The following is a 26,590-nucleotide window of genomic DNA, read 5'->3' as shown; positions in this document are numbered from 1 at the left end:
GTCACGGCGGGGCGCACCTTCACCTACGAGGTGCTCGCGGGATGCGCCGAGCGGATCGCCCGGACGCTCCGTGAGTCCGGCGTCGCGCCCGGCGCCCTCGTCGCCGTCGCCGCGCCGCCGGGATGGGAGCAGATCGCGTCGGTGCTGGGCGTGCTGACCGCCGGCGCGGCCTATGTGCCGGTCGACCCCGGCTGGCCGCCGGACCGGCTCCGTTACGTGCTCCAGGACACTGGTGCCGCCGCCGTCCTCACCAGCCGGGCCGGGCTGCACGCGCTCACCGCGCTCACGAGCGTGCCCGTACTGCCCGTCGACGCACCGGAGGCCGGTGAGGCCGGCCCCGCCCCGGCGGGGGAGCCGCCGGAGACGGCCCGGCAGCCGGGCGACCTCGCCTACGTCATCTACACCTCGGGCTCCACGGGCCGCCCCAAGGGGGCGATGCTGGACCACCGCGGGCCGCTCAACACCGTCACCGAGATCAACCGCCGCTTCGGCGTGAACTCGGACGACGTGGTGTTCGGCATCTCCTCGCTCTGGTTCGACCTGTCGGTCTACGACATCTTCGGCACCCTGGAGGCCGGCGCCGCACTCGTGCTCGCCGAACCCGGCCGGCCCGACCCCGCCGCCTGGACCCGGACCGTACGGGAGCGGGGGGTCACGGTCTGGAACTCCGTGCCCGCCCTCATGCAGCTCTTCGTCGAGGAGGCCGAGGGAGCGGGACTGCGGTTCCCCGGGCTGCGCACCGTACTGCTGAGCGGCGACTGGATCCCGGTCGGACTCCCGGACCGGATACGGGCGGTCGCGCCCAACGCCCGGGTGATCAGCCTCGGCGGCGCCACCGAGGCGTCGATCTGGTCCATCTGCTACCCCGTCGACCGGACCGACCCGGACTGGACGAGCATCCCGTACGGGAAACCGCTCGCCAACCAGAGCTGGCACATCCTCGACGAACTCGGGCGGGACGTCCCGGACCAGGTCACCGGACAGCTCTTCATCGGCGGCGCGGGTGTCGCCCTCGGATATCTGGGGGACGCCGAGAAGACCGCGTCCGCCTTCGTGCGCCACCCCGTCACCGGCGAACGGCTGTACCGCACCGGCGACCTCGGGCGCCGTCTTCCGGGCGGGGACATCGAGTTCCTCGGCCGGATGGACTTCCAGGTGAAGATCCAGGGGTTCCGCGTCGAACCCGGCGAGGTCGAGCACGCGCTGCTGGACCTCCCCGACATCGGGCAGACGGCCGTCGTGGCGCGCGGGACCGACTCCGGGAAGCAGCTGGCGGCCTTCGTGACCGCCAAGGAGGGCTGCCCCGCGCCGGTACCGTCCGCGGTGCGGGCCGCCCTCGCCGAACGGCTGGTCGGCTACATGGTGCCCAGTCATATCGCCGTGCTCGAACGCCTGCCGCTGACCTCGAACGGCAAACTGGACCGCAAGGTCCTGGAGGCCCTGAGCACGGCCGACATCGACGGCCGTCAGCTCCCCGCCGAACCCGTGACCGCCACCGAGCGGACCCTGGTGGAGATCTGGCAGTCGGTTCTGGCGCACGAGCCGATCGGGGTGCACGACGACTTCTTCGACCTGGGTGGGCAGTCCTTCACCGCGCTGCGGGTGATCGGGCAGATCGTCCGACGGCTGGGACACCGCGTCCCGCTGGGCGCGTTGCTGGAACGCCCCACCGTCGCCGGCCTGGCGCAGTGGCTCGACACCCGGCAGAGCGACTGGACTCCCCTGGTACAGCTGCGGTCCTCCGACGGCGACGAGGACCCCTGGTTCTTCGTCCATCCGGCCGGCGGCAACGTGCTGTGCTACCGGTCGCTGGCCGAAGCACGCGACCGGCCGTTCCTCGCGTTCCAGGCCCCCGGCCCCGCCACCGGCCAGGAACCGGTGGACAGCGTGCCGGAGCTGGCGGCCCTCTATGTCGCGGCGCTGACGGACGTACGGGCGCAGGGTCCGTACCGGGTCGGCGGCTGGTCCTCGGGCGCCGTGATCGCGGCCGAAGTGGTCCGGCTGCTGGAGGCGCGCGGCGACCGGGTCGAACGGCTGGCGGTGATCGACTCGCCCGCGCCGGTGGCGCCGCGGGCGAACGCCGACGAGACGCAGCTGCTCCTGTGGTTCCTCGAGGACCTCGACATCGGCTTCGACCCGAACGCCCCCGGCGTCTCGGAACTGCCCGGTCCCGAGGGGCCCCAGGCGTCCGTCCGGCTCGGCCGCGCGCTCGATGCGCTTCGTGAGCGGGGCCTTGCCGACACCGGGCTGGACCGTGAGGGCCTGGCCGACACCTTCGCGGTGTTCCGGGCCGTGGTGGAGGGCTGCGACCGCTACACCGCGTCCCCTGTCGCCGCCGACATCACAGTGCTGCGGGCCCGGGACGGCCAGGTCAGCGAGTTCGCCGACCACCCCTTCGCGGCGGACCCCGACTGGGGCTGGTCCGCGCTGACCACGGGCGCCGTGAACGTCCTGAGCGTTCCCGGTACCCACCACACACTGCTCGGCGGCGCGTCGGTGGACATCGTCGCCGACGCACTGGACAGCACACCGCATCACGGTCGGCGGGCCCGGTGACCGGGGCAGCGGGAGACGGAGGAGGACGATCCACGGTGATTCAGGACCTGCTCGGCGAACTGCAGCTGCGCGGCATCAAGCTGCGCCTGACCGACGGACGGCTGGACGTGGTGGCCCCGGCCGGTGCGCTGACCGCGCAGTTGCGGGACGAGCTGCGCGCTCAGCGCGACGATCTCATCGCGATGCTCCAGGGCGTGGCGGCGAGCCCGGAAGCGGGCACCGTCGTGCCCCGGCCCGCAGACCGCCACGAACCCTTCCCCCTGACCGACATTCAGCACGCCTACTGGGTCGGCCGCGGCTCCGCGGTCGAACTCGGCGGCGTGTCCACCCACATCTACTTCGAACTCGAACGCGAGGGGTTGGACCAGGACCGGCTGGAGAGCAGTCTCCGGGCGGTCATCGACCGCCACGACATGCTCCGCGCGGTCATCGGCCCTGACGGTATGCAGCGCATTCTGCCCGCGGTCCCCGAGTACCGGATTCCCGTCGCCGACCTGCGCGGCCTGGTCCCGGAGAAGCAGGAGCAGGAGACCCTGCGCACCCGGGAGGAGATGGACCACCAGGTCCTGCCCGCGGACCGCTGGCCGCTGTTCGACATCCGCGCCTCGTGGCTCGGGGACGATCTCCTGCGCCTGCACATCAGTCTCGACACCCTGATCCTCGACGGCTACAGCATGTATCTGCTCTTCCAGGACTGGCGCCGCTTCTACGAGGACCCCGACTGGTCGCCGGAGCCGCTGGACCTCTCCTACCGCGACCATGTGCTGGCCGAGGCGGCGGCACAGGAGGGCAGTCGCTACCGGGCGGCGGAGAAGTACTGGCTCGACCGGCTGCCCGAGCTGCCGCCGGCGCCGGCTCTGCCGCTCGCCGTGCAGCCCGGCACGATCGGCCGGCCCGAGTTCAGCCATCGCGGCGGACGGCTGCCGGCCGCGCAGTGGGCAGCCGTGAAGGAGTTCGCCCGGCAGTTCGGGGTCACCCCGTCCGCCGTGCTCATGGCCGCCTACGCGGACGTGCTGCGGACCTGGTCCAGCGAGCCCGACTTCACGCTCGACCTGACCCTGTTCAACCGCCCGCAGTCCCACCCGCGCATGGGCGAACTCATCGGCGACTTCACCTCCGTCACCCTCCTCGCGGTGCCGGCGCGCCCGGGTGAGGCGTTCGCCGCCCGGGTGCGGCGGCTCCAGCAGCAGCTCATGCGGGACCTGGAGTACCCCGAGTTCAGCGGTGTCCGGGTGTTGCGCGAACGGTCCCGCCGCGAGGGAGGTGGGTTCGGTGCCTCCATGCCGGTGGTCTTCACCAGCGCGCTGGTGCTGGGGACCGGGGGTGAGGCCCCCTCGGAGGGGATCCGGTTCTTCGGTGACGAGGTGTACGGCGTCACCCAGACCCCCCAGGTGTGGCTGGACCACCAGGTGACCGAGGAGCGGGGCGACCTGCTGTTCAACTGGGACGCGGTCGAGGCGCTCTTCCCCGCCGGTGTGCTGGACGACATGTTCGACGCCTACCGCGCCACCCTGGACCGGCTTGCCGCCGACCCCGGTGCATGGGCGGAGCCGACGGCATCGCCCGCACCGCCCGAGTGGCAGCTGCAGGAGCGGCGCGCCGCCAACGACACCGGGGCGCCGATCCCGGCCCGTACCCTCGGCGAACTCGTCGGGTCCCGGGCCCGCACCTGTCCCGACGCGACCGCGGTGATCGACGAGAACGGCGAGCACAGCTTCCGCGAGGTCATGGAGGGCGCGGCCCGGCTGGCACACCGGCTGGTCGAACTGGGCGCCACCCGGGACACGTTGATCGGGGTCGTGCTCGACAGGGGCGTGGACCAGGTCGTCGCCGTGCTCGCCGTCGCCCTGTCGGGCGCGGCGTATCTGCCGGTCAGCCCGGACTGGCCGACCGCCCGGCGGCACCAGCTGCTGGAGCGGGGCGGGGCGCGGATCGTGGTGACGGACCCCGAGGCGCGCGACGGGCTCGACTGGCCGGCCGGTGTCCACCTCGTCACCGCGGCGGATCCCGAGGTCACCGGCGCCGGCACCGCGCCCCCGGAGGTCGATGTCCGGCCGGAGGACCTGGCCTACGTCATCTTCACCTCCGGGTCGACCGGACAGCCCAAGGGCGTGATGATCGACCATCAGGCCGCGGCCAACACCCTCCAGGACATGAACGAGCGTTTCGCGGTGGGCCCCGAGGACCGGGTGCTCGCCCTGTCGGCGCTGAGCTTCGACCTCTCGGTCTACGACGTGTTCGGCGCGCTCGCGGCCGGAGCGGCGGTCGTCGTGCCGGCCCGCGGCCGCGGGCACGATCCGCTGCACTGGGACGAGCTGGTACGGCGCCACGGCGTGACGGTCTGGAACTCGGTCCCCGCCCTGATGCAGGCGTGGACCGAGGCCTGCGCCGCCGGGGAGCGGGAGGGCGGAGAAGAGTCGGGTGTCCGGCTGGTCCTGCTCAGCGGCGACTGGATCCCCGTCACCCTTCCCGCGGCTGTACGGGCGCGGCATCCCCGGGCACAGGTGGTGAGTCTGGGAGGCGCCACGGAGGCGTCCATCTGGTCCGTTCACCACCCGATCGGGGACGTGCCGCCGGAATGGACGCGGATCCCGTACGGCAAGCCCCTCGCCAACCAGACCCTGTACGTACTCGACGCGTACCTCGAACCGTGCCCGGTGTGGACCACGGGGGAGATCTGTATCGGCGGGGTGGGCGTGGCCCGGGGCTACTGGGGAGCGCCCGAGCTGAGCGCGGAGCGCTTCGTCGTCCATCCGGTGACCGGCGAACGCCTGTACCGCACCGGGGATCTCGGCCGCTACCTGCCGGGTGGGGACATCGACTTCCTCGGGCGCGCGGACTTCCAAGTGAAGATCAACGGATACCGCATCGAGCTCGGCGAGATCGAGGCGGTGCTGCGCCTCGCGCCGGGCGTCGCCGACGCGCTGGTCGGGGTGGAGAGCAACCCGGCGACCGGCGGACGTCAGCTCGTCGCGCATCTCGTCGCCGAGGACGGGGCCGTCCCGCCCGCCGGCGGGACCGACACCTCCCGCGCCAGCGCCGTCCGCGCCGCCGTCGAGAAACTGCTGCCGGGCTACATGGTTCCCCACCACTTCCTCTTCATCGACACGGTGCCGCTCAGCGCCAACGGCAAGGTCGACCGGAGTGCCCTGCCCACGCCGTGGGCCGAACTGGCGCCGAAGGAGCAGACCGCCCCCCGTGGCGATCTGGAGAGCCGGCTGATGGGGATGTGGGCCGGGGTGCTCGAACGGGACGACTTCGGCGTCGACGACAACTTCTTCGAGCTGGGCGGCGATTCGCTGCACGCGGTACGCATCCTGACGATGATCCGACAGGAGATCGGTCTCGAACAGGACACGGATGACGACTTGGGGATGCTCTTCGACTTCCCCACGATCGCGGAACTCGCCAACCGGCTCGCCGGCCGGCCGGAGCAGTGACGGCATGCCAGAAACCGCTGCCGGCGGAACGGCACAGGGCACAGTGACGGTCGAGGGGCACTGGGACGAGGTGATCGTCGGAGCCGGCTCCGCGGGCGCGACCCTCGCCGGCAGGCTGTCCGAGGACCCCGGCCGCCGGGTCCTGCTCCTGGAGGCCGGGCCGGACGACCACGGCGACACCCCCGGTTCGCCCGACAACCCCGTACTGTCAGGGGCCAATTGGGACCACTCCGCCTACGTCCACGAGGAGGCCGGGGACGGACGGCGTTACCCGTACGTGGTGGGCAGGACCGTCGGCGGCTCCTCCGCGGTGAACGGCGCCCTCGCGCTGCGCGGTCTGCCGGGTGACTTCGACGCCTGGGCGGCCGCGGGCAACCCCGCCTGGTCGTGGGAGAAGGTACTGCCGTACTTCGTCCGGCTCGAGTCCGACGGCGACGTCAAGGGGCCCGAGCACGGCAGTGACGGACCCCTGCCCGTCCGGAGGCAGTCCGAGGACGAGTTCGGGCCCCTCTCGTCCGGATTCCTGCGCGCCTGCCGCGATCTCGGCGTGCCGACGGTGGCCGATCTCAACGCGGCCGGCTGCGCCACAGGGGCGGGGCCCATTCCCCGCAACGAGGCCGGCGGCCGGCGCGTGTCGACAGCCGAGGCCTACCTCGCCCCCGCCCGGCACCGGTCCAACCTCACGGTGGCCGGTCACTGCTCGGTCGCCCGGATCGTGTTCGACGGCGACAGGGCTGTCGGTGTGGAGGCCGTGCGCGACGGGCGGCCCGTCCGCATCGGCGCCGACCGCGTGACGCTGTCGACCGGGGCCATCGGCACGCCCGCGATCCTGCTGCGTTCCGGCATCGGCGCGGCCGGCGCACTGCTGCGGCTGGGCATACGTCCCGTCGCCGATCTGCCCGGGGTGGGCGCGAACCTGATGGAGCATCCGCTCGTCGCCCTGTGGGGGCTCCCCGGCCCCGCCGGCTCCCGGCCGGGGGAGCCCATGCACCAGGTACTGGCGCGGGTGGCGAGCACGGACGGCGCCCCCGACCTCAATCTCACCCTGGTCAACAACGTCTCCGACCTCGACGTGCCCGTGATGCGAGGGGTCCTCAAGGGCCGGACCGCGTTCTCCCTGCACGCCTCGCTGCTGACGCCGCGCTCCCGCGGCTCCGTCACCCTGCGGAGCGCGGAGCCGGACGCAAGTCCCGTGATCGAGCTCCGGCTGGCCTCGGACCCCTGGGACGTCGAACGCCTGATGGCAGGCACACGGATGCTCTGGGAGATGGTCAGGGGAAGCCGCCTCGCGCCGCTGCTGGAGCGCGTGTTCCTCTGGACCGACCGGACGGTGGAGGACGACGCCATGCTGCGCCGTGCCGTCTCCCGGTTCGTATGCCCGTCCTGGCACCCGGCGGGGACGGCCGTGATGGGCCCGGCTTCGAGCCGTGCGGCGGTCGTGGACGAGCGCTTCCGGGTGCACGCGGTGAGCGGACTGCGTGCCGTGGATGCCTCCGTGATGCCGACGATGCCGAGCGCGCCGACCAATCTCAGCTGCGTCATGCTGGGCGAGAGGGCGGCGTCGTGGAGCGCGTAGCGCCGATGGCCGGCACCCCGCGGCGGCGCGTTCCGCAGACCGGCTGGTGCGTACGGTGGGCGGCGGCCGACGACGCCCCCGTGCGGCTCTTCTGCCTGCCGCACACGGGCGGCGGAGCGGCGCTCTACCGGGACTGGGCCGAGCGGCTGGCCCCGTCCGTCGACGTCGTCTCCATCCGGCTGCCCGGGCGCGAGAACCGGTTCAGGGAGACGCCGTACCGGCGTCTCGACGAGCTCGTCGAAGCGCTGGTCCGGGCCGTGGAACCGCTCCTTGACCGGCCGCACGCCTGGTTCGGGCACAGCATGGGCGCGCTGATCGGCTACGAGCTGTGCCGGAAGCTGCGTGACCGGGGACTGCGGGAGCCGGAGCGCCTGCTGGTCTCCGGCCGCCGGGCCCCGCATCTGCCCTCCCGTCAGCCGCAGGTCCACGACGCGCCGGTCGGTGATCTCGTAGCGCACCTGAGAGAGCTGAACGGCACTCCGGCCGAGGTGCTCGACAACGCGGCCGCCCTGTCGGCGCTGCTGCCCATGGTGAGAGCGGACTTCGCGGTGTCCGAGACCTACCGCTGGCGCGAGAGCCGTCCGCTCGACTGTCCCGTGCTCGTCCTCGGCGGTCTGGACGACGCCGTCGCCAATCCCGGCGAACTGGCGGGCTGGCGGGAGCACTCGACCGCTGGCTGTGAGGTCCGGATGTTCGGCGGCGGCCATTTCTATCTGCACGAGGAAGCCCATGAGCAGGTCCTGGCGGCGCTGGCCGCCGAACTGCCGATGCCGGGCGCCGTACTCACCGGGAGGCAACAGTGACCGCGCATGACCTTTCCCCGACCCACAGCGTGTCCGCGCCCCCCGGTGCCGAGTTCCCGCTGACCGATCTCCAGGCGGCGTACATGGTCGGGTCGAGCCGGCTGATGGAGCTGGGCGGCTTCCGGCCGAATCTCTACACCGAGATCGACATCGTGGACTTCGACCCCGAGGCCGCGGGCCGGGCCGTCGATCTCCTGATAGCCCGTCACGAGCACCTGCGGACGGTCATGACCGAGGAGGGCGGCCAGCGGGTACTCGGTCCCGCCGAGTACCCGCCCTTCCGGCTTAGTGCGGTCGACCTGACCGGTCTCGCCGCACAGGAGCAGGAGGCCGAGATCCGCCGGACCCGGGAGCGGATGAGGGACCAGGGGCCGGCGCCCACCGACTGGCCGCTGTTCGAGATCGTCGCCCACCGCGTACGGCCGCACCGCACCCGGGTGCACTTCGCGATGAGCCTGCTGCTCCTCGACTCGACGAGCACCCGACGGCTCCAGGAGGAGTGGTGGCAGCTCTACCGTGACCCGACCGCCGAACTGCCGCCCCTGTCCGGCACGTTCCGCGAGTGTGTGCTGGCCCGCGTCGCGGACACGGAATCGGAGGCCCATCAGGCGCAGTGGCGGTACTGGGAGGCGCGGCTGGACTCGCTGCCCGACGCCCCCCGGCTGCCGCTCGCCCGGCCGGCCGGAAGCATCGAATCCGCCCGCCTGACCCGGCGCTCCTGCCTGCTGAGCCGCGAGCAGTGGCAGCAGTTCCGGGCCACCCTGCGTGCGCACCGTGTACTGCCGACGACCGGACTGCTCCACGTCTACGCGGAGGTGCTGGGGGCCTGGGCGGCCGCACCCAACTTCTGCCTCAACGTCCTGCACCAGAACTGGGTGGTCCGGCATCCCGAAGCGGCAGGCGTCGTCGGGCAGTTCAGCGCGACTCTGCCCCTGGAGATCGACCTCCGGGAGGACGAGGACTTCTTCGTACGGGCGGCCCGGCTCCAGCGCAGGCTCTGGAAGGACATGGAGCACTCCGACGTCAGTGCGATCCGGGTGACACGGGAGCTCGCGGCCCGGCGCGGCTGGACCTCGCGCGCGGCGCTGCCCTACGTCTTCAACAGCATGCTGGGCCCGGGGGAGCGGCCGGCCACCGGGAGGGGTGTGTGCCGGACGGTGACCTCCGCCCTGCGCACCCCCCAGGTGCTGATCGACCAGCAGGTCAAGGACGCCCCCGGTGGAGGTGTCGAGTGCGTGTGGGACATCGTCGACGACGCCTTCCCGGCGGGCCTCCCGGACGCGATGTTCGACGCCTACCGGAGCATGCTGGAGTCGCTCGCCGCGCCGGGCGGCGCCGGAGCCAGGCCCGGACCCCCGGCAGCGGTCCACCGGGACCTGGTCGAGGAGCTGAACACGACGGCTGAGGCGCCTCCGGCGGGCCGGCTGGAGGACGGTTTCCTTCAGCGGGCGGCGGAACAGCCGGACAGCCCGGCGATTCTGACGGCGCATCGCACGGTGACGTACGGGGAGCTGGAAGCGGTCTCGCGGTCCGTCGCCGTGTGGCTGCGCGACCACGGGGTCGGCCGCGGTGACGTGGTGCCCGTCGTGATGGACAAGGGCTGGGAACAGGTGGCGGCAGTCCTCGGTGTGCTGAGGGCCGGCGCCGCGTACTGCCCTGTGTCGGTGACCCTGCCCGCCGAGCGCATCGGTCGCCTGCTCGAAGCGACGTCCGCCCGCACGGCGCTGTGCCAGTCCCACCGCATGCCCGAACCGCTCCGTCCCGGAGTGCTTCCCACACTCTGCGTCGACCGGACGGATCCGACCGGTCAGGTCCTGGATCCACCGGTGAGCGACTCCGGCGAGCTGGCCTACGTCATGCACACCTCGGGCTCGACCGGGACCCCCAAGGGGGTCATGATCGGCCACGGAGCGGCCCTGAACACGATCGCCGACATCAACCGGCGGCTGCGGCTCGTCCCGAACGACCGGGTGTTCGGCATCTCCTCGCTCAGCTTCGACCTGTCGGTCTGGGACGTCTTCGGGAGCCTGGCGGCCGGCGCCGCCCTCGTCCTCCCGGTGGCGACCGACCACCCCGATCCCGAGGGATGGGCCGAGACGTCGCTCGCGCACGGCGCCACCGTGTGGAACTCCGTCCCGGCGCTCGCCGAGATGCTCGTCGAGGTCCTCGCGCACCGGCAGGGGTCTCAACTGCCGCCACTGCGGGCGTTCCTGCTGAGCGGCGACTGGATACCCACCTCGCTCCCGGACCGGATGCGGTCCCTGTGGGGCGACGCCCGGGTGCTGGGGCTCGGCGGCGCCACCGAGGCGTCCATCTGGTCGAACTTCTTCGAGATCGGCCGCGTCGACCCCGCCTGGCGGAGCATTCCGTACGGGATTCCGCTCAGCGGGCAGACCATGCGGGTGCTCGACCACGCGATGGAGGTCAGACCGCCCTGGGCAACCGGCAGGATCTACATCGGCGGTGCGGGCGTCGCCCAGGGGTACGCGAAGGACCCGGAGCGCACCGCCGAGCGGTTCGTCCGGCATCCGCGCACCGGTGAACGCCTGTACTGGACGGGCGATCTGGGCCGTTACGGGCCCGACGGCACCATCGAGTTCCTCGGCCGCGAGGACCGGCAGGTCCAGATCCAGGGATTCCGGGTGGAGCCCGGCGAGGTGGAGGCCGCGGTGCGCAGCCATCCCGCGGTGGCCGAATGCGTCGTGTCCACCGCCGCGTCGCCGGACGGACGGCCCCGGCTGGTGTGCCTGGTGGTCCCGGACGAGGGTTGTGCTGTCCGCGCCGAGGAGATCACCCGGTACGTGCGGGAGCGGCTGCCGTCCTACATGGTCCCGGGGCAGCTCCGGATCGTGGAGCGGCTGCCGTTGACTCCGAACGGCAAGGTCGACATGGACCGGGTGCGGGCCGTGCCGGCCGCACCGGCCGTGGGCGGGCCGGGCGCCGGTGGTCCGGACGACAAGGTGACACGCAGGCTGGGCGAACTGTGGGAGGAGCTGCTGGGAGTCGACTCGGTCGGTCCGGACAGCGACTTCTTCGCGCTGGGCGGCAACTCGCTGCTCGCGCTGCGGCTCATCAACCGGGCACGTTCGGAGCTCGGCGCGGAGGTCCAGTTCGGGCAGATCTTCGAGTCGCCGACCTTGGGGGCCTTCACGACGGCCGTCCAGGCCGGCGCCCGCCCGACGGCGTGCGCGGTCAGGCTCTCCGACGGCGGGGAGAGCGGCACCGGGCCCGGACTGATCCTCTTCCACCCGGTGGGAGGTTCGGTCACCAGCTATCTCGAACTGGCCCGTGCCTGGCCGGGCCCCGTGCACGCCTTCCAGAGCCGCATGCTCGTCGACGGCGTCCAGGCGGCGGGCACACCGGACCTGACGACGATGGCGGCGGCCTACCGCGAGGAACTGCTGGATCTGGTGCCCGAGGGCCCGTATCTGCTCGGCGGCTGGTCGATGGGTGGCGTGCTGGCCTACGAGGTCGGCCGCCAACTGACCGCCGCGGGCCGCGAGTGCCGCGTCTTCCTGATCGACAGTCAGGTCGCCGAGGGCCGGGCGCCGAGAACGCCGGCGGAGGGGTATCTGGAGTTCCTGGGCGATCTGGCCGGCGGGCGCTCGCCGGCCGGACTCGTCGCCGCGGTGGGCGAGGCCCGCGAAGGGGAGCTGGCGAGTGTGGCCAGAGCGGCCGCGGTCGAGCACGGTCTCCTCCCTTCCGAGATCGACCTGGCGGGCTTCGAGCGGCTGTCGGGCACGCACGCCCATAACCTCGGGCTGCTGGGCGCCTACCGTCCCGGCCCCTGTGAGGCGCCCGCTCTGCTCTTCGTCGCGCGGACGAGGCAGGGAGATCTCCAGGGGCCGGGCGCCGACTGGCGGGCGGTGTGCCCGCGGACCGAGGTCGAGTTCCTGGAGGGGGATCACTACTCGATCGTGTCGGACGGTGGACTCCGGGCCATCAGCGAGCGGGTCGTCCGTTGGCTTGCCGCTACGGGGGATTAGCGGCGAAGCGTTCCGGACGGCGTGTCCGCCGTGTCGCTGACGGCCCGGAGGGCTCGCGGGCCGGTGTCAGTACCGGCCGAGGGTTCCCCGGCGCCTGGCGACTTGTTCCAGACGGCCGAAGAGGATGACGCCGATGCCGATGAGCACGACCGGCTGGAGGATCACCCACCACAGGCCCCAGCCGGTCTCCAGGCTTGCCAGCGAATGGCCGCCCACGAGGATGTCGCGAATGGCCTCGATGCCCGGGGCGATCGGTACGAGGAGCCGGCTGACGAACGCTGTCACGTCCGGCATGTTGTCCAGCGGGACGAACGTGCCGCCCGCGATGAACCACACGGCCATCGAGAACTGCGTGATGATCTCGATGCGCTTGTACACCAGCGTCAGACCGCACAGGATCAGCGCGAGTCCGCAGGTACCCAGGACGATGGACGCGAGCGGCACCAGGATCTGCACGTCGAAGGGCATGTCTCCGCCCCTCACCTCGATGGTGATCACTCCCACCAGGAGGACGGACAGCGCGCTCGGCAGAGCCGACACGACGGCGGCCACCTGGCGGCCGAGGATGAGCGTCCACGAGGGCAGCGGCGTGAGGTACGTCTGTTCCAGCACGCCCGACTGCATGTCTCCGAGATAGCTCCAGAAGGCCCGGTTCACCTGCTCGTGGATGAAGACGAGCGAGACCATCCCGAGGAGACCCGGCAGGAGCAGTTCGTCCCGCAGCTGCCCGCGCCCCATGAACAGGACGAGCAGGAGGAAGAAGACCGGGAAGGTGATCATCTGCACCAGGACCTCGCGCCACCCCGACTTCAGGTTCAGCAGGCCCTTGTGCACTTCGTTGCTGAAGCCGTTGAAGTAGGTGGCGGCGCCTGGGCGGTCCGCCGCGTTCGCCGGACCGGTGCGGCCGGCTGTTGGAGTGAGCGTCGTCATGGTCGGTTCCCGCTCATTTCAGTACTGGCCGAGCCGGCCGTCACGCACGGCTCTGCGGTGGTTTCGGGAGAAGAGCCATCCTCCGAAGAGGACGAGCGCGAAGGTGTAGGCGAGCAGCCACGGAAGAGTCCCCTCGGACCAGATGTCGCCGAGCGACTTCCCGTCGAAGAGCACCTTCGTGGTCGCCTCGACCCCCAGAGTGGTCGGCAGGAACCGCGCCACCACCGCCAGCCAGTCCGGGTAGAGCGCGAGCGGCATCATCGAGCCGTTCAGCAGGATGACCAGGGACGTGAACAGTGAGTGCAGGGCCCCGACCATGGGAGAGCTGACGGCGATGGCCGCGAGCACGAAGGTGAACGCCAGGACGTTGACGATGACCAGGGCGTAGGGCACCACTGCGGCGGCCTTCAGCGGGATCGTCACACCGGTCACGAGCATCGGGACCACTGTGGCGACCACGGCCACGGCGAGTCCCGCCACGGATGCGGTGACCAGCCGGCCCAGCATGAAGACCCAGGGAGGCGCGGGCGACATGTGGCTCTGGGAGTACGTGCCACCCCGCTTCTCCTCGACGAGATCCGCCACCATGACCAGGCTGCCGTAGTGCAGGAACCAGTAGCCGCTGATGGCGACGAGCGTTTCCGGGATCAGCTCCCTGCGGAGCGTGCCCTGCCCCATCACGTACTGCATGCCGAGGTACAGCACCGTGCTGATGACCAGCATGATGATGTGGCCCACGGGGTGGGCCAGTTGCGACAGCAGTCCCTTGCGGACCTCCGCTCGCATCACTCTCAGACCGGTGCGCGGGGTCAGCTTCCAGTCGGTACGGGCCGGCTGGACCGGCCGTTCGGTGGCGGCGGGCGCGAGGCTAGTCATGGGCGGGCGCCTTGATGAGACCCATGAAGACGTCCTCGAGGTCCGGCTGAACCTGGGACAGCGACTGCACCACGGCGTTCTGGACCCGCAGCCGGTCGACGAGCGTGTAGACCTCCTGCGGGTCGCTCACGCGTCCCGAGATGACCGTGGCGCCCTCGACGCTCCGGGCGGTGAAGCCGGGCGGGAGTGAGAGCTCCGGCATTTCGCCCTCGAGGTGCACCTCGTACTTGTCCCGCTCGCGGAACTGCGAGAGCAGCTGCTCGGTCGGCAGGTCGGCGATGACCTGGCCCTTCCGGATCACGGCCACCCGGTCGCACAGCTCCTCGACCACGTTCATCTGGTGGGTGGTGAGGAGGACCGTCTTGCCGTGGTCCCGCGACAGGGTGCGAATCCAGCCCATGACCGTGCGGGTCGCCTCGACGTCCAGTCCGATCGTCGGCTCGTCCAGCAGCACGATGGGCGGGTCCGCGATCAGGGCGGCGGCCACGGCGACCTTCTGCTGCATACCGCGGGAGTAGCCGCCGACGCTCTCGTCGCGGCGCTCCCAGAGGCCGAGGTCCTTCAGGAGTTCCTGGGCGCGGTCGCCCGCATCGGCGGAGCGCATGCCCTTCAACCGCCCGAAGTACAGCAGGTTCTGCCAGGCGGAGAGCGTCCAGTAGACGTTGCGCGAGCCCTCCAGGACCGCGCCGAACTGCTGCATCGTGGCGGAGCGCTGGCGGGTGACGTCGAAGCCGTTCAGCAGCGTCTTGCCGGAGGTGGCGGCCAGCAGCCCGGCCAGGATCTTGATCGTGGTCGTCTTCCCGGCGCCGTTCGGGCCCAGGAAGCCGAAGACCGTGCCGGCCGGGACCGACAGGGAGACGTTGTTGACGGACGGCGTGTCCGACGAGCCGTACGTCTTGGTGAGCCCGCTGATCTCGATCGCGGGCGTGGCCGTGACTGCTCCGGGCCGGTCGGAACCGGTTGGTGCCTGGGTTTGCGTACTCACATTCGCACCTTCGTTGGGTAAACAGCGCACCTAAACGAGAACACCATTCACTTTGCATGCGGTGTACTCTACTGTCAAGGGTGTTCTCGTGGAATCCTGAAGGCAGGTCGGACACATGAAGTGGGCAGCGGATGGCATCGAACTGGCGTGAGAGGCGGCGGGCCTCCGCCGTGGCGGAGATCAAGGATGTGGCCCGGCAGCTCCTGGTGAAGGGGGGGCCGACGGCGGTCTCCCTCCGCCCCATCTCCCGGGAGATGGGGATGACGCCCTCGGCGCTCTACCGTTACTTCCCGAGCCTGGACGCGCTGGTGGCGGGCTTGCGCAGCGATCTCTTCGAGGAGCTGGGCGAGGCCACCACCAAAGCGCGCGACAGCGTGCCCGGCGACGATCCGCTGCTGCGGCTGACGGCGATGGCGCGCGCGTTCCGCGCCTGGGGGCTGGAGCACCGCGCGGAGTTCGGTCTCATGCTCGGCCCGCCTCCGTCGGGCATCGAGGGCGGCCCGGACCCTGACGAACCGGACTACGCACCCGCGTGCGTGGGCGTCACGTTCCTCGGTGAGATCGCGGAACTGGAGCGGCGCGGCGCCCTCCGGGTCCCGTCGGTCGAGCTCATGGAGGGCCGGCTCGCACCCGGCCTTCGCGACTACCTCGACGGCCAGGAGGGGCTCGACCTCCCCGTGGTCTTCGCCTTCCTCGCCGTCTGGGCGAGGCTCTACGGAATCATCGCGATGGAGATCTTCGGGCACATGGCCTGGGCGGTGACCGACAGCGGTGCTCTCTTCGAGACCGAGCTGATCAACTTCGCCCAACAGCTCTCGGGCGCCGACTACGATGGTTCCTGAAGCCGGTCCTGCCGGCTTCAGGAACCCTCGTCCGTGATCTGCGCGACCTGCGCCCTACGGACGCACCACGGCCCCACGGTCGGTATGGGCCAGGATCTCGTCGGCCGCACGCACCGCCCCGCCGGACTCACGGATGTGCTCCTGCAGGTCCCGCGTCGCGGCCCGTACGCTCTCGTCGGCCTCGATGGCCAGGACCGCGGCGCGTATCGTGCTCGCGGACGTCTCGTCCCGGCCGATCACGCGTGCGACACCGAACTCCGCGAGCTGGTGCGCCAGACCGTCTGCCGCGGCCAGCTGCGGCATCACCACCAGCGGGGTGCCCGCGTGCAGCGCGTGCATCACCGTCCCGGTCCCGCCGGAGCAGATGGTGAGCCGGGCGTGCTCGAGCACGGACTGGAACGGCACCCAGGTGTGCGTCTCGACATCGGCCGGCAGCGGTCCGATGTCGGCCGGGTCGACGCCCGGACCCACCGCGATCACCACGTGCCACGGCAGTCCCTCGAAGGCCTCGACGCACATCCGGAACAGCTCGGGCTGCTGGTTGAAACTGGTGCCCAGCGAGACCAGAGCGACCGGCTTCCCGCTCGCGGGAGGCTGCCAGGCCTCGTCCGGCTCCTCCGTGCGCAGACAGGGCCCGACGAAGACGAACTTGTCGTCGGTCTCGGCGTCGATGTAGCCGAACCTGCTCGGATAGAAGACGATCTTGAGTGCCTCGGGGTCGCCCTTCAGCTGGTGGAAGGCCACCTCCGGGTCGACGCCGTTCATCGCCGCGTACCGGTGCATCTCGCTCCGGAGCTCCGCGTAGGCGGCGTCGCCGATGGCGGCCGGCGTGACGTGCTGGCTGACACACCCCACCGGGAAGAGCCGTACCGCCGGGACACGCCACTTCTCCCCGAGCAGCTCGCCGATCCACCGCACGTAGCCGTCATAGACGACGGCGTCCGGGCGGTCGTCCGCGAAGTGGGCGTCGAACAGCGACGTGGTGGCGATGCCCTCGCGCACGCCGCTCAGCAGGACCCTGGCCAGCCAGTTGTCCGTACCCGCCGGAAAGTCCCGCTGCACATCGATGGTGGACTCGTACGGGATGACGGTCGCGCCGGCGGACGCGACCTCCTTCGCGAACGCCGTGGTGGCCGGATAGCTCACCCGGTGTCCTCGGCGCACCAGCTCCTCCACGATCGCGAGCGTGGGCGCGAGATGCCCGGGCGCGGGGACGTTGAAGAAGGCTATGTGGCGGCTGCGGCTGCTCATGGCCGGACCTCCCTCAGGCACGCTGGCCGCGGATGGAGACGAACTCGTGGCTGCGCACGACCATGGCCTTGTTGTGCATCAGGTCCTTGAGGAAGAGGTCGATGTCGGCGGCGTCGAAGCCGGCCTCGATCATGGCGTCACGCTTCTGGCTGACGTTGTTCTCGTACAGCCGGCAGCCGTAGTCGCCACCCGTCCAGCTCTCGAAGTGCCAGCGGGTGCGCACGGAGGAGAGCCCGGCGTCGAGCATGGTCTGGTGGACCTCGTGGCCCCAGGCACCATGCGTGTGACGCGCCGTCATGACGTCGTACAGGCCGTCCAGGACACGCTTGAAGACCGCGGCATGCTCCTCGCTCGGTGCGGACACCACCCGTGGGGTCGAGCGGACGAACTCACCCAGCAGCAGCCAGCCCCCCGGCTTCAGTGAGCCGGCCAGGCGGTGCACGAACTCCACCCGGTTCTCCAGGTGGTGGGTCAGCAGACGGCCGTGGATGAGGTCGAACGGGCCCTCCGCCGCGAGCGGTTCGCCGGTGCTCAGGTCCTGGGTGTGGATCCCGACGTTCGGCCCCTGAGGGACCATGTGGGTGTCCTGGTCGATGGCCTCGACACGGCCGGTTTCACCGGCCAGCTCGGACAGCATCCTCGTCACGGAACCGCCGCCGGCGCCGAGATCGAGGTAGTGGCCGCCCGCGCCCGGCGCTATCGCGCCGAGCTCGGCGCGGGTGAAGGGGTCGAGGAACTCCTCGAGCGGGCTCAGCTGGGCCGGCACATTGTGGAACACGTAGTCGGCAAGGTTGGTCATCGTTTTCCTCCGCGGTTGGTAGCAGCCGGTGGTGCCGGAACGTTGTGGTCGCCGACGGCGGTCACGGGCTGTAACTGAACAGTTCCTTGTCCCGGTAGGTCTCCTCGCGACGCTTCATGGACTTGATCAGCGCGTCGCGGAGCCGGCCCACGAGGGGGTTGGTGGTGTGCCCCAGCCGCGCGATCAGCCGCGAGTGCTGGACGATCTTGTTGGCGCGCTGCGAGCGGATGCGTCCGTAGTGGCGCAGTGCGGCAGGCACGTCGTGCTCGGTCAGCAGGCAGGCCAGGCTGGCGACGTCCTCGAGCGCCATGTTGGCGCCCTGGCCGAGGACCGGCCCGATCGGGTGCGCGGCGTCGCCGAGCAGTGCCAGCCTGCCGGTGTGCCAGCGCTTCAGGGGCGGGCAGTCGTGTACGTCGGTGACGACCATGTCCTCCAGCGCGCAGGAGGCGACCGTCTCCGGCAGGGGCGCGGACCACTCGCCCCACAACTCCAGCAGATCGGCCCGGGCCTGCTCGACGGGCTTTGCCGGCCAGCTGTGCTCGGGGGCGGTGACCGTGGCCGTCCAGAAGAGGCTCGTGTCGTCGAACGCCTCGGCGAAGAAGTGGCCGCCGGGCCCGACGAAGACGAAGCCGTCACCGTGCTGGGCCGGCCGTTTGGAGATGCCGCGGATGGAGGTGAACCCGAGATAGCGCGGCGGCACGTCACCGGTGACCAGCGCCCGCAGAGTGGAGCGCACCCCGTCGGCCCCGACGACCAGATCGCCGACGACTGTGCGGCCGTCGGCCAGCCGCACGGCCGCGGTGTCACCGGTGCTGGTCGCAGCCACCACGGTTGCCTGGTGATGGACCGTCACCGGCGCCGGCCCCGGCCGGTGCGCCGCCTCGGCAAGGATCCGGTGTAGATCGGCCCTGAGGATGCCGATCATCGGGGCACCCCATTTCGCGGGGAAGTTGCCGACCTCGCGGCTCTTCAGGAGCTTGCCGTCCGAGGACATGATCGGCATGTCGGCGGCATGCCGGTCGCTGGACCATCCCGCGCTCCGCACGCTCTCGCCGAGCCGGGGGCTGATGCGGTCCACCGACTTGACGCCGTTGGGCGTCAGCTCGATGCCCGAGCCGGTGTTGCCGAACCCCTTCGCGCGCTCGAACACCTCTGCGGAGATTCCACGTTCGCGCAGGGCGACAGCGAGCGCGAGTCCGCCTATCCCCCCGCCGGCGATGAGTACCTTGATCGACTTCATTTCCGAGTCTCTCCCGAGCTGGTGTCCTTGGCTCTCGTGGAGAGCCGGGAAGGCTGTTTTCTGCCACGTTCATCGCCACCGGGCACGAGCGCGCGTAAGAGCGGCCAATCGGGCCCGAATGCCGACCGGGGCGCTCGCCGAGATTTTTCGGCGTTCACGTTCTGCCGCGGTTACCTTTCTCGGGAAAAGTCACCCCCCAAGTGCTTTGACGAGCAGTTTTGCATGACCGGGCCCTGGCGAGAATATCTCAAATTGCTATTCTTTCCGGTGATCCGGAGGGAGGGCTTGTGGCCGCGACATCTGCGCGGCTATCGTCGCCAATTGCCGCGCGAGGCGGATTAATTCTGCACGACGTGTATCTGCGGACCGAGGACGGATGACGGAATGACGACAATGGCCGGCATTGGCGGAGCGGGAGATGCGGTGCCCTCCTGGAGTTCCCTGCATGTATCCCTTGACGAGGATGAGGCGTACGCGGAGCGGCTGCTGATCACCGCTGTCGCGCCCTGGGCCGCGGGACGCACGGCCGATCGCGCCGTGGCGAGCTGGTTCCCGGAGCGCACGGGCGCTCACGGGGAACTGCGCGTGCACGTCCTGAGCGCGGACGAGCGGAGCACGGCCGAGCTCGTCGAGGCGATCCGGTCCGCCGGACCGAACGGGACCGGCTCGGCTCCCGAGGTGGCCGGCCTTCCCTACGAGCCCGATACCGCCCCGTTCGGCGGCGCCGAGGGATTCGCGGTGTGCGCGGAGCACTTCGGGGACGCCGCGCGCACCGCGGTCGAGACCATCAGGGCGACGCCGTCGCGTGAGAAGCGCCTGCGCGCGGCCGCCGCTCTGCTGCTCGCCTCGGCTCTGGCCACCGGGCCCGATCCGCGCAAGGCCGTTCAGTGGCTGCGCGGCCACGCGTCCTCGCTGGCCGGCTTGGCGGACGTCGCCGACGCGCGGAGCAGCGCCGAGGAGGACCACTTCCGCAACGAGGCCGAGTGGCGGCACCGGCACGCCGCCACCCGCGCGGAGACCGCTCTGACCACGACCACGACCGGGGCCTGGTACCGGCAGCAGTGTGCTGTGTGGACGTCGCTGACGCGGCTGCGGGAAGCGGGGCGGCTCGAGCTGACCCCCGGGGAGGTTCTCCGTGCGTTCACACGGCTGCTCTTCGACCAGCTGGGCCTCGGTGCACACGACGAGGCGTACGCGGCCTGGCTGGTGTCCATGGACCTTGTCTCGCCGGGACCGCGCGAGCCCTTCTTCGCCGACTCCCAGACGTCCGTCGACCGCCTCATGCACGAGCACAGCAAGTACTTCGACGCCCGCCTCATGGACCAGCGTCCCGACATGCCCGGCGCGACGGCCGAGGGGCGTCAGGAGCTCCCGGCCGTGCTGTCGCGTGTCGACCTGGAGCGACCGTCGGCACCCGGCCCGGACGTCCCGAGGTTCGAGGAGGTCCTCCTCGCCCGGCGCAGCGCGTACGGCTACTACGGAGGCCCGGTCACCCTCGACGAACTCGGCGCACTGCTGTACTTCTCGGCGGGTGTCACGGCGCAGAAGACCATGCCCGGGGCGGACAACTCCTACCCGGTCAGGCCGTACCCGAGCGGCGGCACGCGCTACCCCCTCCGCATCCTGCTGTACTGCCACGACGTCGCCGGACTCGCGCAGGGCACTTATCTGTACGACCCGGAGGGACACGCACTCGAGCAACTGGGCGACCGGGACATCTGCGCCGAGCTGATGCGGATGGCGCCCGCCACAGATCCACGGGTGGTCTTCCCGCCCAAGGCAGGCGGGAATCTGCAGGTCGACGACTGCCCGCTGTGGATCTTCACGGTGGCGGACCTGACGTTCCAGCGACTTCACTACGGCCTGCGCTCCTATCGTCTCGTCATGCAGGAGAGCGGCCACCTCGCGCAGAACCTGGCGCTCGTCGCGACGTGGCTGGGCAAGTCCTCGGTGGGGCTGGGCGGGTTCTACGACGACACCGCGAACGAGGCACTGGCGCTGGACGGAGTCAACTCGTCAGTGGTCTACGTCCATCTCGTCGGCGTGGTGCGGGAGTGATGCAACGGCAGGGTGTGACACGAGGACCGATCGGCCGGGAGCCGTCCGCGCCGCTCTGATCTGCGCTGTTTCACAGAGGGCACAGGTTTCCTCCCGGTGAGTGCAGAGACTACTATAGGATGGCTCTAGTGTCTCCCTCTCCTCAAGTCGACGGCGGTACCCGGCGGGTCCTCTCCATGCGGGAGGGAGCCGCCGGGACCCGTCGCGATCCGGGTGTCCAGGTGTCCGGCGGGGTGCGGGTCGGGCGTGGCTGGGCGGCTGCCGCCGCAGGGTTCGGACGCGGGACCTTTTTCGCGGGAATGGATTCCGGCAGAGAGCCCTGTGCGGCCGCTGCATCCGGGCCGAGGAATTCCCTTCGGAAGAAGTCCCGCGGTGTCTGAGCAATTCAGGAGATGACAGTCCGAGCCCGGCCTGTGAGGGTCGCACCAGCGCAATGGGGTACCCATTGCAAGCCCTAGGGGGTCTAATTGAATCAGCGCAGAGATTTACTGGGACAGGGTGCACCGCGGCGTTCGGTGCTGCTCGGAATGGCCGGAGGTGTCGGCGTCCTCGCGACCGACGGGCTGGGCTTTGCGGCGCAGCCGGCCGCAGCCCGAACGGACCGTCACCACTTCGATTTCGACACGGGCAACGCGCCCCTGGAGGTCTTCGGTCCCGTATCCGGAGGGCCGGTGCGGGACGCGATCGCGCCGAGCGACGCCACGCTCATCATCCGCTTCTCGAATCTGGTGGCGTACTCCTGGTTCGACGCCATCGCGCCGTACCATCCGACCGCGATCGGCGTCCACTCGAACCTCGGCCGCCGTCCGGCGAGTGAGAGGGCGACCAACAAGCAGAAGAACGTCGCTCTCATGTACGCCACCTACCGCATGTACGGTGCTCTCCTGCCGCAGCAATCGGCCGTCTGGCGCAAGGCCATGACCTCGGTCGGCTTGGACCCCGACGACGCCCAGGAGAACACCGAGACGCCCGTCGGGATTGGAAATCTCGCGGCGAAGGGCGTGCTCAAGAGTCGGATGCATGACGGCATGAACCAGCTGGGCGACCATGGCGGGCGCGAGTACAACCGGAAACCGTTTGCGGACTACACCGGATATCAGCCGGTGAACACCGCCTACAAACTCCGTGATCCGTCCCGCTGGCAACCGGCCGTCGTGACCAAAGGCGACGGAATCTTCCAGGTCCAGCAGTTCGTGACACCGCAACTGCAGAAGGTCCGGCCCTACTCGTACGCCGATCCCAGCAAATTCCGCGTCGCGAAGCCCACCGCGAGTGACCACCACAACCGAAAGGCGTACAAGCGTCAGGTCGATGACGTGCTCGCGATGTCGGCGAGCCTGACGGACGAGCAGAAGATGAAGTGCGAGATGTTCGACGACAAGTTCACGAGCCTCGGCGCCGCCGTCGGCTCCGCGTCGGAGAACGCCGATCTCGACCTGGACGGATGGGTCCACCTCCACACCGTCGCCGATACCGCCACCTTCGATGCCAGCATCGCGGTCTGGTACAACAAGAACGTCTATGACGCGGTCCGCCCGGTCACCGCAATCCGCCATGTGTACGGAAACCAGAAGGTGACCGCATGGGGCGGGCCGGGCAAGGGGACCGTCAAAATCCCGGCGGGCCAGTGGCAGAGTTACCTCGGCACTCCGGACCACCCCGAGTACCCTTCCGGCTCGACCGCCCTGTGCTCGGCTGAGGCGCAGTCGGTACGACGCTTCCTCGGCACCGACAAGGTCAGCATCCGTATTTCGCGTGCCAAGGGCTCGTCCTTGGTGGAACCGGGTGTCACGCCGCACGAGGAGACGGTGCTGAGCTGGGATTCCTGGACCGACTGGAAACGCGAGTGCGGACTCAGCAGGTTCTGGGGCGGCGTCCACTTCATGCCGGCGGTCGAGGTGTCCTGGGACATGGGACGCGAGATCGGTGACCGCGCCTACGAGTTCGTCCGTGCCCACATCGATGGTGAGGTGTGACGGCCGGACGGCAGACGACCCCTACCCCGGGAAAGCGGCAGACCGTGCGCGGACGGGGAAACCCCGGCTGACCCGGCAGAATCGCCAACCGGATGCGACCGGCCGACAACATGTCGGCCGGTCGCATCCGAATTCAGGCCAACTCCCGTACCCAGTAGGCGAATTAAGCGTCCACCGACGTCACCGCCGCTAAGCTTGGACTACTCAACCCCACTGGTCCCAGCGCGAGTTGTCGACGCCGGGACTCGTAAACCGTGACCGAAACCTGGAAAGTAAGGAAGCCACCATCATGAATGTCGCCCTGTGGATCGTTGCGGGAGTTCTCGCCTTCCTGTTCGCCGCTTCCGGCCTGATGAAGGTGTCCAAGCCCAAGGCCGAACTGGCGGCCGGCAACATGGCATGGGCCGAGGACTTCTCGTCCGGTGCGGTGAAGGCCATCGGAGCGATCGAAGTGCTCGCCGCCATCGGGCTCGTGCTGCCGGCATTGCTCGACATCGCCACGGTTCTCGTCCCGCTCGCCGCGACCGGGCTGGCCGTCACGATGGCCGGCGCCGCGGTCGTCCATGCCAGGCGCAAGGAGGGCTCCTCCATCGTTGTCAACATCGTCCTGCTGGCCCTGGCCGTGTTCGTCGCCTGGGGTCGCTTCGGACCCCACAGCTTCTGAACAGGGTGGGGGACTGGCGCGGCAGAGCCTGCTCTCCGGTCCCCCCGTCATCCCGTCATCCCGTCATCCCGACGGGCCTGCTCCCGTCGTACGACGGGAGCAGGCGCATGCCGCAGCGCTGAGTCCCCTCGCGATCAGGATGCGTGAGCCGACCATTCGACCGGCAATGCGAAGAGAACGGGCGGGTTCGCCCAGCCGAGCGGGCGCAGAGTCATCTGGACCACCGGATCGGCCCCCGGACCAATGGTGACGGGACCCGCCGTGTCGACGAGCATGGGGTCCGCCGTCGGCGAGTCGCCCGGCAAAGGCCCCTGAGCCACCGCGTGCACGTACCAGTTTCCCTGTGGTACCCCGGTGATGCGGAACTGCCCCGAGTGCGCGATCGTCGCGCCGGCGGCCGGAGACCGCTCCAGGATGGGGCTTTCGAATACTCCGATGTAAATTCCGGAGTCGGTTCTGTACGGGTCGCTCACGGTACCCGAGATCGATCCCACGCTGTCCGGCTGCGTCTCGTCCGGCACGAGCGAGATCCTGGGCGGGCGCTGTGGCATATTGCCCAGGGCCTTGTGCCGGTACTGCGTCGGGGAGCATCCCACGGATTCGCTGAAGCGGCGCGTGAAGCTGCCGGTGCTGCTGTACCCGACCTGCGCACCTATGTCGCTCACATTGAGCGAGGTCGAGACCAGGAGAATCTTTGCCTCATGAAGTCTTACAGCGCTCAGGAATCGGCCTGGCGTGACACCTGTGATACGCCGGAATATCCGCAGGAAGTGGAACTTGCTCACCATCGCGCTATGGGCTAACTCGTCGAGTGTCAGCGGTTCCGAGAATCTCTCTCTTATCGTTTGCACCGCACACTGAATTGCGTTTTCCATTGTGCTCCCCTGTTGGATTATTTCGCTTGTGGAAAATCCGTGTAACGCGATGTGTCGCGCGTAGACTTCGCGGTTCGATTGGTAGTGAATCGCAGGTGTTTCAGGGGTGTGCCGTGATGAGGGGGGAACTGATCGGCTGTCTCGCCGTCATGTGAACCGGCGGACGCCTTAGCCAGAGAGTTGCAGACGGAACATGCCTCTGTCTTCTTCGTTCTTGCGGTTCCACTAATTGTCGCCGAGCGACGCGGTTAGCGGCATTTGCGGTGTCTTCAAGTCCGGATACGGGCGGCCGGTATAATTTCCGGGAATGTCCCTATCCGTCGCCCTGTGAAGGCAGGGCGATTTCAAGGTTGTGGTGATCACGGGGTGGGCCGGTCCCGGCTGCATGGCGGTGCGCAGGTGCCCCGCAGCGGACGCAACGAAGCTCCGGTTGACGAGGGTGACCTTGCCAAGTCGCCCTGACCCACCGGAGCTTCGATGTGTGTGCCGCCGGCTGTTACACCACGGCCACGATCTCGGCCGTCTCCGCGGTGGAGTCGGTCGTGACCGCGAAGGCGGCGCCGGCCTCGGGGATCGTCGGAGCAGCAGCGAGGGCCTTGGACATGGCCTCTGTGGACTCCCAGTACCAGTGGTCGACCCACGATCCGTCCTCGAGCCGGCCGAGACGCGCCTCGGTGAGCCCGGGGAACGACTCCCGGACCGCGGCGATCAGCGTGGCCCGCTTGTCGATCATCGCCTGGTCGTTGGCGGGGTCGGTCTTGAAGCGCGTGATTCGGACTACCGTCATGCCAAGTCCCTCTCTAGAGTCACAAACTCATGTGGTACTCTAGATGCACACTACGTTGACGAGTCAAGTGCCCTGGTTACTCAGCTCCGACGGGTAGGGCGGTCGCTCAGTCATCTGCTTCCCTCGGTCCGCTTCGGCTGGGGGTCGACAGGCGCCGGGCAGTCTCGTGGCGCGCCGTTCAACTCGCGGGGGAGTCCTGGTGCGGCCTGAGATCGAAAGTGTCGTTGAAGTCATGCGCGACCGGTACCACGAGGATCTTTCCCTCTGTTCCCTCGCGGGCATGGCTCGGCTGAGCTCTTTCCATATGTCGCGGATCTTCCGGCAGGAGACAGGGCTGCCGCCGAATCGATTCCTCTCCGCCGTGCGGCAGGAGGTCGCCAAGCGTAAACTCCTCTGCACCTCGGACCGGGTTGCCGATATCTCGGTGCAGGTGGGGTATTCCAGCCTGGGGAGTTTCACGACGCGCTTCACGAAGAGTGTCGGTGTCTCGCCCGGACGATTCCGCCGGCTCGCACAGCTGGGGCAGACGGCCATCGATTTCACCGCGGGGAAGGTTGACGACGCACCCTTCACTTACGGGTCGTTCCGGGGGAGGGTCCACAGAAGTGACGGGCTGGACGATGAGCCCGTCTTCGTGGCGGCGATTCCCCCGCTGGCGGGTGGCGAACGCCCCTCGCGCTGTTGTCGCACCGGGTGCGGCAGTGTGGACTGGAACATCGAGTACGTTCCCGAGGGGTCCTGGTACATTCAGGCGGTATCCAGGAGGGTCGGCGGCGGCAAGCACCCCTATATGGTCGAGTGCGTCGGACCTTTTCATATTGCCCGGGGGTCTGTGGTCAGTGTGGATATCGTACTGAAACCGCCGTCGCAAACACGAGGTTTCGATTCCGAACGTGCCACTATCGGTGCTGCGCTGCCGGATCTCTTTGCGTCCTGAAGGACGTCT

The 26,590-nt window shown here is 69.7% G+C and carries 18 protein-coding genes; 10 read left to right on the top strand and 8 right to left on the bottom strand.

Annotation, left to right across the window (positions count from 1 at the left end; all coding sequences use genetic code 11):
* The 5 genes from ACRDP3_RS23335 to ACRDP3_RS23315 all read left to right on the top strand — a co-directional run.
* Window positions 1-2,556, top strand: a 2,556-nt coding sequence (locus ACRDP3_RS23335) for an amino acid adenylation domain-containing protein (RefSeq protein ID WP_431518964.1), incomplete at its 5' end; no start/stop codon positions are given.
* A gap of 35 nt (window positions 2,557-2,591) precedes the next feature.
* Window positions 2,592-5,996, top strand: coding sequence for an amino acid adenylation domain-containing protein (locus ACRDP3_RS23330; protein WP_431518963.1), 3,405 nt, complete (start codon window positions 2,592-2,594; stop codon window positions 5,994-5,996).
* A 4-nt stretch (window positions 5,997-6,000) separates the two neighbouring features.
* A complete protein-coding gene (locus tag ACRDP3_RS23325; RefSeq protein WP_431518962.1) occupies window positions 6,001-7,572 on the top strand; it encodes a GMC family oxidoreductase in 1,572 nt (523 codons plus the stop codon).
* Complete coding sequence (locus tag ACRDP3_RS23320; protein WP_431518961.1) at window positions 7,560-8,375, top strand: thioesterase II family protein; 816 nt, start codon at window positions 7,560-7,562, stop codon at window positions 8,373-8,375. Before ACRDP3_RS23325 ends, ACRDP3_RS23320 begins: the two co-directional genes overlap by 13 nt.
* Window positions 8,372-12,361: a non-ribosomal peptide synthetase gene (locus ACRDP3_RS23315; protein WP_431518960.1), complete on the top strand. Its 3,990-nt coding sequence runs from the start codon at window positions 8,372-8,374 to the stop codon at window positions 12,359-12,361. The genes ACRDP3_RS23320 and ACRDP3_RS23315 overlap by 4 nt, the downstream gene beginning before the upstream one ends.
* A 66-nt stretch (window positions 12,362-12,427) precedes the next feature.
* Here the strand turns inward: ACRDP3_RS23315 and ACRDP3_RS23310 are convergent, their stop codons facing one another.
* From ACRDP3_RS23310 to ACRDP3_RS23300, 3 genes are read right to left on the bottom strand one after another with little or no spacing between them, the layout of a single operon-like run.
* Complete coding sequence (locus tag ACRDP3_RS23310; protein ID WP_431518959.1) at window positions 12,428-13,291, bottom strand: ABC transporter permease; 864 nt, start codon at window positions 13,289-13,291, stop codon at window positions 12,428-12,430.
* An 18-nt stretch (window positions 13,292-13,309) separates the two neighbouring features.
* A complete protein-coding gene (locus ACRDP3_RS23305) occupies window positions 13,310-14,167 on the bottom strand; it encodes an ABC transporter permease (RefSeq protein WP_431518958.1) in 858 nt (285 codons plus the stop codon).
* Complete coding sequence (locus ACRDP3_RS23300) at window positions 14,160-15,152, bottom strand: ATP-binding cassette domain-containing protein (RefSeq protein WP_431518957.1); 993 nt, start codon at window positions 15,150-15,152, stop codon at window positions 14,160-14,162. The genes ACRDP3_RS23305 and ACRDP3_RS23300 overlap by 8 nt, the downstream gene beginning before the upstream one ends.
* 131 nt (window positions 15,153-15,283) lie before the next feature.
* Here ACRDP3_RS23300 and ACRDP3_RS23295 point away from each other — a divergent pair, with 131 nt between their 5' ends.
* Window positions 15,284-15,994 (top strand): TetR/AcrR family transcriptional regulator, encoded by a 711-nt coding sequence (locus tag ACRDP3_RS23295; protein ID WP_431518956.1) that lies wholly within the window; start codon window positions 15,284-15,286, stop codon window positions 15,992-15,994.
* A 54-nt stretch (window positions 15,995-16,048) separates the two neighbouring features.
* Here ACRDP3_RS23295 and ACRDP3_RS23290 read toward each other — a convergent pair whose 3' ends face one another.
* The 3 genes from ACRDP3_RS23290 to ACRDP3_RS23280 all read right to left on the bottom strand — a co-directional run bounded on the left by ACRDP3_RS23290 (window position 16,049) and on the right by ACRDP3_RS23280 (window position 19,284).
* Window positions 16,049-17,245: a macrolide family glycosyltransferase gene (locus tag ACRDP3_RS23290; protein ID WP_431518955.1), complete on the bottom strand. Its 1,197-nt coding sequence runs from the start codon at window positions 17,243-17,245 to the stop codon at window positions 16,049-16,051.
* Between the two features lie 13 nt (window positions 17,246-17,258).
* Window positions 17,259-18,044 (bottom strand): class I SAM-dependent methyltransferase, encoded by a 786-nt coding sequence (locus ACRDP3_RS23285; RefSeq protein ID WP_431518954.1) that lies wholly within the window; start codon window positions 18,042-18,044, stop codon window positions 17,259-17,261.
* A gap of 61 nt (window positions 18,045-18,105) precedes the next feature.
* On the bottom strand, window positions 18,106-19,284 hold the full coding sequence (locus ACRDP3_RS23280) for an FAD-dependent oxidoreductase (protein ID WP_431518953.1): 1,179 nt from the start codon (window positions 19,282-19,284) through the stop codon (window positions 18,106-18,108).
* A gap of 384 nt (window positions 19,285-19,668) precedes the next feature.
* On the opposite strand from ACRDP3_RS23280, the gene ACRDP3_RS23275 reads away from it, so the two are divergent.
* The 3 genes from ACRDP3_RS23275 (at window position 19,669) to ACRDP3_RS23265 (ending at window position 23,982) form a co-directional block, all read left to right on the top strand.
* A complete protein-coding gene (locus tag ACRDP3_RS23275; protein ID WP_431518952.1) occupies window positions 19,669-21,342 on the top strand; it encodes a SagB family peptide dehydrogenase in 1,674 nt (557 codons plus the stop codon).
* Between the two features lie 515 nt (window positions 21,343-21,857).
* Window positions 21,858-23,318 carry a vanadium-dependent haloperoxidase gene (locus ACRDP3_RS23270; protein ID WP_431518951.1) on the top strand — a complete coding sequence of 487 codons (1,461 nt, stop codon included), beginning with the start codon at window positions 21,858-21,860 and terminating at the stop codon, window positions 23,316-23,318.
* 289 nt (window positions 23,319-23,607) lie between these two features.
* Window positions 23,608-23,982, top strand: coding sequence for a DoxX family protein (locus ACRDP3_RS23265; RefSeq protein WP_431518950.1), 375 nt, complete (start codon window positions 23,608-23,610; stop codon window positions 23,980-23,982).
* Between the two features lie 134 nt (window positions 23,983-24,116).
* On the opposite strand, the gene ACRDP3_RS23260 is transcribed toward ACRDP3_RS23265, so the two are convergent.
* Both ACRDP3_RS23260 and ACRDP3_RS23255 read right to left on the bottom strand, forming a co-directional pair.
* Window positions 24,117-24,857 carry a helix-turn-helix transcriptional regulator gene (locus tag ACRDP3_RS23260; protein WP_431518949.1) on the bottom strand — a complete coding sequence of 247 codons (741 nt, stop codon included), beginning with the start codon at window positions 24,855-24,857 and terminating at the stop codon, window positions 24,117-24,119.
* Window positions 24,858-25,353: 496 nt separating this feature from the next.
* Complete coding sequence (locus ACRDP3_RS23255; protein WP_431518948.1) at window positions 25,354-25,644, bottom strand: hypothetical protein; 291 nt, start codon at window positions 25,642-25,644, stop codon at window positions 25,354-25,356.
* A gap of 199 nt (window positions 25,645-25,843) precedes the next feature.
* Here ACRDP3_RS23255 and ACRDP3_RS23250 point away from each other — a divergent pair, with 199 nt between their 5' ends.
* The gene (locus ACRDP3_RS23250) at window positions 25,844-26,581 is read left to right on the top strand and encodes a helix-turn-helix domain-containing protein (protein WP_431518947.1); all 738 of its coding nucleotides are present in this window, start codon (window positions 25,844-25,846) and stop codon (window positions 26,579-26,581) included.
* The last annotated feature ends 9 nt before the right edge of the window (window positions 26,582-26,590 follow it).

This window comes from Streptomyces sp., assembly GCF_050698815.1.
Taxonomy (GTDB): Bacteria; Actinomycetota; Actinomycetes; order Streptomycetales; family Streptomycetaceae; genus Streptomyces.
This window is presented reverse-complemented; position numbering and strand designations above follow the sequence as displayed.

Excerpts from the sequence above, each read along its gene's own strand:
- ACRDP3_RS23280 (WP_431518953.1), bottom strand. The coding sequence starts at position 19,284 with ATGAAGTCGATCAAGGTACTCATCGCCGGCGGGGGGATAGGCGGACTC.
- ACRDP3_RS23305 (WP_431518958.1), bottom strand. The coding sequence starts at position 14,167 with ATGACTAGCCTCGCGCCCGCCGCCACCGAACGGCCGGTCCAGCCGGCC.
- ACRDP3_RS23285 (WP_431518954.1), bottom strand. The coding sequence starts at position 18,044 with ATGACCAACCTTGCCGACTACGTGTTCCACAATGTGCCGGCCCAGCTG.
- ACRDP3_RS23295 (WP_431518956.1), top strand. The coding sequence starts at position 15,284 with ATGGCATCGAACTGGCGTGAGAGGCGGCGGGCCTCCGCCGTGGCGGAG.
- ACRDP3_RS23260 (WP_431518949.1), bottom strand. The coding sequence starts at position 24,857 with ATGGAAAACGCAATTCAGTGTGCGGTGCAAACGATAAGAGAGAGATTC.
- ACRDP3_RS23265 (WP_431518950.1), top strand. The coding sequence starts at position 23,608 with ATGAATGTCGCCCTGTGGATCGTTGCGGGAGTTCTCGCCTTCCTGTTC.
- ACRDP3_RS23290 (WP_431518955.1), bottom strand. The coding sequence starts at position 17,245 with ATGAGCAGCCGCAGCCGCCACATAGCCTTCTTCAACGTCCCCGCGCCC.
- ACRDP3_RS23310 (WP_431518959.1), bottom strand. The coding sequence starts at position 13,291 with ATGACGACGCTCACTCCAACAGCCGGCCGCACCGGTCCGGCGAACGCG.
- ACRDP3_RS23325 (WP_431518962.1), top strand. The coding sequence starts at position 6,001 with ATGCCAGAAACCGCTGCCGGCGGAACGGCACAGGGCACAGTGACGGTC.
- ACRDP3_RS23275 (WP_431518952.1), top strand. The coding sequence starts at position 19,669 with ATGACGACAATGGCCGGCATTGGCGGAGCGGGAGATGCGGTGCCCTCC.
- ACRDP3_RS23255 (WP_431518948.1), bottom strand. The coding sequence starts at position 25,644 with ATGACGGTAGTCCGAATCACGCGCTTCAAGACCGACCCCGCCAACGAC.